The 8,594-nt window shown below is 37.8% G+C and carries 8 protein-coding genes and 1 other annotated feature; all 8 genes read right to left on the bottom strand.

What is annotated here, in order from left to right; translation table 11 throughout:
• Window positions 1-324 precede the first annotated feature (324 nt).
• The 8 genes from tyrS to FYJ79_RS06700 all read right to left on the bottom strand — a co-directional run bounded on the left by tyrS (window position 325) and on the right by FYJ79_RS06700 (window position 8,542).
• Window positions 325-1,551 carry a tyrosine--tRNA ligase gene (tyrS, locus tag FYJ79_RS06735; RefSeq protein ID WP_154515813.1) on the bottom strand — a complete coding sequence of 409 codons (1,227 nt, stop codon included), beginning with the start codon at window positions 1,549-1,551 and terminating at the stop codon, window positions 325-327.
• Window positions 1,552-1,586: 35 nt separating this feature from the next.
• Window positions 1,587-1,784 (bottom strand) — a binding site (T-box leader).
• A gap of 54 nt (window positions 1,785-1,838) precedes the next feature.
• Window positions 1,839-2,228 carry a hypothetical protein gene (locus FYJ79_RS06730; protein ID WP_154515810.1) on the bottom strand — a complete coding sequence of 130 codons (390 nt, stop codon included), beginning with the start codon at window positions 2,226-2,228 and terminating at the stop codon, window positions 1,839-1,841.
• Window positions 2,225-3,514: a chloride channel protein gene (locus tag FYJ79_RS06725; RefSeq protein WP_154515807.1), complete on the bottom strand. Its 1,290-nt coding sequence runs from the start codon at window positions 3,512-3,514 to the stop codon at window positions 2,225-2,227. Before FYJ79_RS06725 ends, FYJ79_RS06730 begins: the two co-directional genes overlap by 4 nt.
• A gap of 80 nt (window positions 3,515-3,594) precedes the next feature.
• Window positions 3,595-4,608 (bottom strand): LacI family DNA-binding transcriptional regulator, encoded by a 1,014-nt coding sequence (locus FYJ79_RS06720; RefSeq protein WP_154515804.1) that lies wholly within the window; start codon window positions 4,606-4,608, stop codon window positions 3,595-3,597.
• Window positions 4,609-4,610: 2 nt separating this feature from the next.
• A complete protein-coding gene (locus FYJ79_RS06715; RefSeq protein WP_154515801.1) occupies window positions 4,611-5,090 on the bottom strand; it encodes a YtxH domain-containing protein in 480 nt (159 codons plus the stop codon).
• An 11-nt stretch (window positions 5,091-5,101) separates the two neighbouring features.
• Window positions 5,102-5,392, bottom strand: coding sequence for a DUF948 domain-containing protein (locus FYJ79_RS06710; RefSeq protein WP_154515798.1), 291 nt, complete (start codon window positions 5,390-5,392; stop codon window positions 5,102-5,104).
• A gap of 11 nt (window positions 5,393-5,403) precedes the next feature.
• Window positions 5,404-6,726 (bottom strand): UDP-N-acetylmuramate--L-alanine ligase, encoded by a 1,323-nt coding sequence (locus FYJ79_RS06705; RefSeq protein ID WP_154515795.1) that lies wholly within the window; start codon window positions 6,724-6,726, stop codon window positions 5,404-5,406.
• Between the two features lie 184 nt (window positions 6,727-6,910).
• Window positions 6,911-8,542: a DUF2207 family protein gene (locus FYJ79_RS06700; protein WP_154515792.1), complete on the bottom strand. Its 1,632-nt coding sequence runs from the start codon at window positions 8,540-8,542 to the stop codon at window positions 6,911-6,913.
• Window positions 8,543-8,594 lie beyond the last annotated feature (52 nt).

Genomic DNA, 8,594 nt, shown 5'->3' with positions numbered 1-8,594 from the left:
TAGCGATGATGATGTCCCAGTAAGAGTGAAATGCACAAGATGCGGCCACGAGGAGAACGTTCCAAGATGGCTGGTGGCAGAGGTGACAGATGCACTGGTGGAATCTGGCGGCAGTGCTGATGATGCAAGCTTTGAGTGTCCAAGATGTCATGGACACATGAAAATAAAATCCTAATATCGAAAAAACATCTCAATATGACACTGAGGAAGGCTAAGTTATATACCCATTTACTTCATATGTAAGTGGGTATATAACTTTTTGAATGACGAAACCAATTTCTTAATATATAAAAAAGCTCCCAAGATAGACTTGAGAGCTTTTCCTTATTTATGATTAATAACAAAATATTTCTTCTTGCCACGACGAATAACAGTAGCTTTGTTGCCATAGGCATTAGCCTTGCTGACAACGAATTTTTCATCAGTAACTTTCTGTCCGTTGACAAGAACTGATCCCCCTTTAACAAACTGACGTGCTTCACGATTTGAAGAGGCTGCACCACATTTTACTAAGGCTGTAAGAATCTGCATATCTTCATCCACTTCAACTGATGGCACTGAAGCAAAGCATGACTTAACCTGTTCATAAGTAAGGTTGGCAATTTCACCAGAGAAGAGCATCTGGGAAATATGAACAGCTTCATCATAAGCATCAGCCCCGTGAAGGAAGGTAATAACTTCTCTTGCAAGAGCTTTATGTGCTTCTCTCTTGTGTGGTTCTTCCTTATTAGATTGCTCTAGGCGCATAATCTCGTCTTTATCTAGGAATGTAAGGAACTTGAGATAATCAATAACCTTTTCATCTTCTGAATTCAAGAAGAACTGATACATTTCATATGGTGAAGTCTTTTCACGATCAAGCCAGATTGCCTTACCTTCAGACTTACCAAACTTCGTTCCATCACTCTTTGTCAATAATGGCATAGTCATACCATAGAGTTCTTCCCCAGTCTTCTTACGTGTAAGTTCAATACCTGCTGTAATATTGCCCCACTGATCCTGACCAGCAACCTGCATATTCACACCTCTTGTCTGATGTAAGACATAGAAATCCATGGCTTGCATAATCATATATGAGAATTCTGCAAAAGTAATACCTTCATCAAGTCGGCTCTTTATGATTTCTTTAGAAAGCATGTAATTGACATTGAAGTATTTGCCATAATCACGTAAGAAATCAATGAAGTTCATATCTTTATACCAGTCATAGTTGTTGACAACTTCAAAGCCAAAGATTTCACTTGCCTGTTTCTTCAAGCATTCAAAGTTATGCTGAACTTGTTCATATGTGATCATAGGTCTTTCAGCAGTAGGCTTTGGGTCACCAATTAAACCAGTTCCCCCACCCACTAAAAGAATAGGATTATGTCCTGCTTCTTTTAATCTCTTGGAAATAAGAAAGCTTGAGAAGTGACCAATATGTAAGGAATCACCAGTAGGATCAGTACCAATATAGAAAGTCATACCACCCTTATTAAGCTTTTCTCTTAACTCTGGCGAAGAGACATCCTTAATCAGCCCACGCCATTCTAATTCTTCATAAATACCCATTTTATCCTCCTTAAATAAAAAAGAGAATCCCCCCATCAAAGGACGAATTCTCGCGTTACCACCTTTATTCCTGTATAAACAGGCTCTTATCTTTGTTAACGATGCACACACCGTCTAAGCTTTGCACTTAGAAGCTCCAAAGTGTATTCATTATCTCATTTGTACTTATTTCCACCACCCATAAGCTCTCTTCAACAAATTCAATAACTACTTGTCTTCTTCATAGCGATATCAATAGTTTAGACAAGTTAAAGCTTCTTGTCAACACTCAACAAGCAATAATCCTATCACAAGCCATTCAATCCTAACACCAAAAGTACAAAGGCTAACAAAAGAAGGATTAAACAATATGTCTCCTGATAACTAATATCAGCAATAATAACCTGATTAGGCTTGTTTTTCTGATAGTAGGCCTGGACATACTCATTACGATGACCATAGGGATAATGCCCATGGGGCAAAGTAAATGTCTCAAGACTATCGGCTTTATGAATAATGCCTTGATCACGATAGAGCACTTTAAAACAATAGACATCCCCATGCCTGTTCTCCTCTAATAGCCTATAGCCAACAATACTTGCTGGAACACGCTTCCCCAAAATCTTATAACGTATGCGCTGATAACTCATTGCGACCACAATGCCAACAATAGCTAGGGAAAGGCCAATAAGAATCATTTCTTATCTCCAGTATGATAGAGATTAGGATTGGCATCAACACGCATTGTTCCTACCTTTGAGAAAATAATACGTTGGGATGTGTAGAGGCCTGAATAACCTGAGAAGATAAAACAAATAATGGCTGCCAAGGCAAAATAAAGCAAGCCAACACCAGAAAAGACTTCCATTGCTAAGAAAAGTGGTGAGAGGAAGCTGTTAGTAGCTGCCCCAAACACACCAATCATGCCGATTGCTGCACCAAAGCCTGTTGGAATACCAAGAACTTTAGCCGCAAAGCAGCCAAAAGTTGCCCCTATGAAGAATGATGGCACAACCTCCCCACCTTTATAACCTGATTCAAGGGTTATGGCTGTAAAGATGATTTTCATCAAGAAGGCAGTCGGCTTGACTTCACCATGAACGATTGCTTTTTCAATAATATCCATGCCTGCCCCATTATAATCCGTACTGCCTATTAGTAATGTCAAAACAACAACCAAACATCCACCCACAATAATTCTGATATAACTATTTTTGATATACTTTGTCATAAGCTCATGGACATGAATCAATGTCTTCACAAAGAATACAGATACAATCGCACATAAAATAGCAAGAATCATGATTTTCATATACATGAGAGGATCATAGTGTGGTGCGACAACCTTAAAATGGACAACTTCCCCTCCTAGATTGCGTGCAATATAGGCAGATGCAATAGAAGATATCAGTCCCGGCAATATAGCCGAATAAGGAACATCCCCAACATTGACAACCATGGTCCCAAATGCGGCTGCTGCTAGCGGTGTTCCAAACAATGCCGAGAAAAAGCTTGCCATACCGACACGGGTCATGATTTTAAAATCTTCTTTTTTCATATGGAGGATACGACCTATATAATTAGCAATGCCTCCTCCAATCTGTAAGGCCGCACCTTCCCTGCCTGCTGATCCACCAAATAAATGAGTAATCACTGTGCTTATAAAGATTGCAGGTATAAGCAAGGCATTAAGAACGGTACCATGTCGAGCTGCCTTGATAATATTATTTGTCCCCATTCCTGCGACATGAAAACGTTCATACATAAAAACAATCACAAGACCAGCTAATGGTAGAAAATAAAGCAGCCAGGGATGGAGATGTCTAAGCTTAGTGACATAGACAATACTTTGTGAGAAAAGAGCTCCTACAGGTCCACACACTGCCGCTACCAGCAATGCCATCACCAGCCATTTCACTCCAACCTTTATATAAAGCCATGTAGCCTTGAGATCATGATCAAAAAGCTTTTTATATTCGTCCATAAAATTCCCCCTCGCAAGTACCATTGTACCACACGTTAGGACAAACAAAAAGACGAGAGGTTACCTTCTCGTCTTCATGCTTATAATAGTTTTGTGGAGTCACGTTTTACAACCGTATGTTTCATACAGACAGCACGTTCATCAATTTCTTCTTCATTAAGCATCTTTGTAATCATGCGAACAGCCACTGCCCCCATATCATAGATTGGCAAATGAACAGATGTCAATTTAGGTCTTGAGATAATTGCATAAGTAGAGTCAACCATACCAATGATTTCTAAGTCATCAGGTATTTTAACGCCTTTCTCATCACACGCCTGTACAAAGGCAACTGCTTCCTTGTCATAGCCAGCAATGACAACACGTGGTGTCTTATGGCTATCAAGGTATTTGGCAAAATCATTATGAGCTTGTTCAAATTCATTAGATGTTGTAATGACACGGTCATCTTCAAAAGTCTTTCCAGCTTCCACAAAAGCTGCTTTAATTCCTTCATGTAAACTGTTGAGATCAATTAAATTCTGACGTGCTTTGACAAAGAGAATATCATCAATGCCTTGATCAAGATACTTTTTTGTAAGCTCATAGCCGATGGCTTTAGCATCAACATAAACGGAACATACATTATCATCACTTGTCTTCTGACCGATAACAGCCGTAGGCAAATTATATTGCTTTGTCAGCTGTAAGCCTTTTTCGATATCCTGACTGTTGAAAAGAATAACACCATCAGCTCTTGACTTGACAACTCTCTCGATGACATCTTCTAGAGGATTGCTGTCACCAAGTTCATCCGTTGTATACATCGTTAATGAATAATCCAAAGTTCTACCTGTATCACCAATACCACCAATCATGTCTTTCACACGGGCAAAGATGGACTGAGGAAAAACAACAGCAATCGTTGTTGATTTGCTTGTGGCAAGTCCACGGGCAACCTGGTTAGGTTTAAAGTCTAGACGCTTGATGGCTTCTAGAACACGGTCCCTTGTTGCCTTTTTAACAACATTGGAACCATTAATTACTCTTGATACAGTTGCAAGGGAAACATCAGCTTCCTCAGCAACATCATAAATCGTTGTTTTCTTCTTCATAGTTAATCTTTAATTTCATCAATCATTTCATCAAGTTCATTTTCAACATCATCAATTTCATTTTCAATAGCATCACTATCAGGTAAAATGCCTGTTTCATTTAGCTGATTTTTAGCTTCTGCAATTTTTGTATTCAAGCGCTCAGCAACCTGAGAAACACCTTCTGCTACTTTCGCATACTGCTCACTTTCTTTAACCTGTGAAGCGAGTGTTTCAAGTTTTGTCTGAAGATCATTAAGCTTTACTTTAGTAGAATCTTTAAAGGCATCAGAATCAAATTCATCAACAGTCTTTTTTACATTCTCAATTGTTTCGCCTAAAATAGCTTCGACATCTTCACGTGTCAAATTCTTGACTTTAACATAAGTCTCTTTAGACTTTTCAACAAGATCTTCACGTAATTCACTGCCTTTTTTTGGTGCTAATAGTAGCCCGGCAATTGCACCAACAGCAGCTCCGAATAAGAATTTTCCTAATTTCATCGCATTTCCTCCTATTTCTTTCTAAATAAATTCATTACAAATCCTAACAGATTACTTCCAAAGTTTCTTTTCTTTGTGAAAGTTCTGTTGACAAGCTCAACTGGGGCGTTCAGCAAGTCTAATTTGTAATTGATATCATCAACAGTCTTATTCACTTTTGTGACTGTGATATCTAAATTATGGGCAATAATAGATACATCCTGTAATGTCTTGGCAGCCTTTAAAAGGAGTATGCCAAGTGAGACAAGGGCAAAGGCACCAGCTACAACTAGGATGGCTACGCATACGTCCAATGTACTCATGTCTTTTCCTCCTATTTGCCTTCCTTTTCAGCCTTGACTTCAATAACGAGATCCTTAAGCTTGTAGATGTCTTTTGGTGACATAAAGATATAGACTACATTATCATATTCAGCTAGAAGCTCTGCACCTTCACGATCTTCTTTCACAACATTAGCGCGAGGAATATACTGTGTAATATATGTGACGTCGATATCAATGCCTGGTTCCTTATGCGCATTAGCTGGGAAATCTACGAAATATGGATAATCAGCTAAATCCATGCTTTGGGCAAATCCCTTGGCAAAATATTTACCACGGGAGAAACGGTCAGGCTGGTAAACAGCGACAATCTTCTTTCCTGGATAACGTGTTCTTGTCTCTTCAATAACATATTTGATAGCTGTTGGATGATGTGCATAGTCATCAACATAAACATTATTGCCAATTTCCTGAACAGTATATCTACGCTTAACACCTTTGAATGTTGACATTCTTTCTTCAATATAAGCAGCATCCATGCCTTCAAGATATCCAAGAGTGATAACACCTAACAAATTATAAAGTGTATGCATACCATATAAAGGTAACGCAAAGTGACCAAAGAGCTCACCATGAATATAGACATCAAATGATAAACCTTTTTCATTATTGATGACATTCTTAGCCTGAACATCATTGCCATCTTTTAAGCCAAACTTATAGACTGGCTTTGTATAATGTAAATGTGGTAGATGTGGATCATCGCCCCATACAACACATGCCTTTTTCGCATGATTCGCATATTCTTCAAATGATTCATCATAGTCATCCTGATCTTTAAAATAATCAACATGATCTAATTCAATGTTATTAATATAAGAATAATCTGGATAATAACTTAAGAAATGATCCATATATTCATCAGATTCAAAGATGAAATATTTTGCATCCTTTTCTGCATATCCCGTACCATCACCAATCAAGACAGATGTAGGAGCATAATCTTTGAACAAATGATAAGCCATACCTGTTGTAGTTGTCTTACCATGCGTACCTGCAATACCGATTGAAACAAACTGATTCATAAACTGTCCTAAGAATCCAAAATATGTATGTGTCTTCACATTTGGATTATCTAAAGCCGCAGCCACTTCTTCATTTGTCTCACGATGGAAATCATTACCAATAATAACATCCATGCCATCCTTAATATTATTTTTATCAAATGTATAAATAGGAATCCCGCGTTCTCTTAAACCATCTTCGACAAAAATATATTTACTAATATCACTGCCAGCTACTTCATAGCCTAAATCATAAAGAATACGTGCTAATGAGGACATTCCTGAGCCCTTAATTCCAATAAAATAATACATAATGTTTTATTCACCTCGTTAAAGATTTTACCATAAATGTAAACGCATTGAAATCTTTTATGAAAGTTTCTTTCATTTTCTTTCATTTATCAAAATCATCTTAGAAATAGACGTCTTTATGGTCATAATTAGTGCTTTTAAACAATAAAAAAGAATGATATGTGGACCATATCATTCAAATCAATTAGCGAATGCCACCGCCTCCGCCTCCTGAGGAGAAACCGCCTCCACCAGACATGGAAGACCAGCCCCCGCCACCACTGCTGCGAACTTGTTGTTCATGGAGCGAATAACCGCTATTGGAAGCACGCATAACACTGTTTGCCCAGAGCATAGACCAGTAAATGGTATCATAGTCAGACTGATAGACACTTTGTTGATAGTAATCTGGATGGACTTCACCAAGCTGTTTCTTAACTTCATCAGCAATATCAAAGAGTGTTGCATAGATAAGATAATCATCCCAAAGCATAACATCAAGCACTTTCTTTTCATCCATATTATCCTGATCTTTTAAGAATTTATAGAGGCCATAAGTATGATGGATATCTTCAACAGTTTTTGCATCAATCTTGTTCTTATGAAGAAGACCATGATCATGGAGATATGTTTTCTGATGTAAATACAGATGATCAAACCAGTTATAAAGCAACTTATAGCGACTATTCATATGCTTTTCTAATGCTTTTCTAGTAGCTTTATTTTCATCGTTAGCTGCTTCATGCATGATTTCATAGAGTTCTTTTGCATTTTCATCTTCTGGTGGCTCAACAAAAACAACAGTATACTGTTTCTTCTCACCTTCAAATACAACATGATGATCCCTGATCATCTTTAGCATATAAGCAGCAATAAGCTTAGGATTGTGGTATTTCTTATTAAGCCCTGTCTGATTGACTAAGAAATCAGCATAAAGAAGATAATGGGTAGGGATGTCATGGAAGCTAGGCAGATTCTCTTTATCTTTCTTAGATAGCTTTATATATTTTTTGATATGCTCATTTCCTTGTTCTCCAAGTGCATAAAGCAGCACACCAACAACAGCGAGAATAAAGACAAAGATGCCCATAAAGATGGCAAGAACACTCACACCATCATCATAATCACTGCCCTCTTTAGCGTCTTTTAAAAGCGATTGATATGTTTTTTGATCATATGTTGTATCATAGCTTGCAAAAGGAATACTTGTCTTTGAGAATAGCTGCATACGCTTAATGTCGCCTGAAGAAACCATCTTAATCTTACCTGCTTCAAAATTCGCCTGTCCATCATAACCAAAACCATAGATTTCTGTATTATTCTTGTGGAATTCCTGTGGTGCACTGATGACAATGCTGGCTTTCTTGACAGGTATGCTGAGTTCAAAGAAATTATAATTGATGCCTGTTGCATCTTTATATTGATTGACGAAATGCGTGACATGATAAACCATCGTATAGGTATGTTGTTGATGATCAATGCCAAAGCATAATTCATAGTTGGTATTACCCTTATCATGAATACCAAAATGATTGTATTTTTGTTCAGGTGTAAGAGCATCAGGATCCCAGTCTTCCAATGGGGCATATTGCACTGTTTGATCACGAACAACCGAGATCATCTTAAGCTCTTTTTGATTCATGCGATTCATGACCTGATAGAATTCTGAGCCCTGTGAAGCCATGAGGTCAATGGTTTCTGTAATTGTAGCATCTCCGCTTTGATCAATCACAACATCAATATTCAGCTGATTGATAGCATCTCCACTTGCATATGCAGGATGAATCTGGAAGATCAGTATTAGTATGAAGATGAAGAGTTTGAAAATTCTTTTCATGTGTTTTCCTCCTGTTTCTATTCTATCATAGACATATATCTCAACAAAAGAA

This window comes from Sharpea porci, from assembly GCF_009695655.1.
Taxonomy (GTDB): domain Bacteria; phylum Bacillota_I; class Bacilli_A; order Erysipelotrichales; family Coprobacillaceae; genus Sharpea; species Sharpea porci.
The sequence above is the reverse complement of the archived record's forward strand: the minus strand, read 5'-3'. Positions and strand labels throughout refer to the sequence as shown.